General features: G+C 76.9%; 1 pseudogene. It reads left to right on the top strand.

Going from position 1 to position 425, the window contains the following annotated elements:
* Positions 1-425, top strand: a pseudogene (locus G3I78_RS48955) (transcriptional regulator); the annotation flags it as partial.

The following is a 425-nucleotide window of genomic DNA, read 5'->3' as shown; positions in this document are numbered from 1 at the left end:
GAGGCCGGCCGGCTGCTGGCGGAAGTCGCGGCCGAAGTCGAGCGCTACGGCGGGGTGTACGACGTCCAGGCCTACAGCGGCATGCTCGCGGCGCTCCTCGCCCTCATCCGCGGGGCCCTCGGGCAGGCCCGTGCCGAGTGCGAGCTCGCCCGTACCGTCTCGGCTAGGATCTCGGCGCCCCCGCAGCTTGCTGCCGGACTCGACAACATCGACGCCGTCCTCACCGCCCGCGTGCACGGCCCGCGGGCCGGCCTCGCGAAGCTGGGGCCGGCCCTGGCCACCGCCGTTGCCGCGCACTGCGCCGAGCGGGTCCTGGCCTCGCTCTCCGACAGCGCGGCCGTCCTGCTGTCCGCGGCCGGACGCACCGCGGAGGCCGTACGGGTACTGGCGGCGGTCACCGCCTGGCGCGCGGGCCACCCGCGTTC

Origin of the sequence: Streptomyces sp. SID13726 (assembly GCF_010548375.1) — a bacterium.
GTDB lineage: Bacteria > Actinomycetota > Actinomycetes > Streptomycetales > Streptomycetaceae > Streptomyces.
The sequence above is the reverse complement of the archived record's forward strand: the minus strand, read 5'-3'. Positions and strand labels throughout refer to the sequence as shown.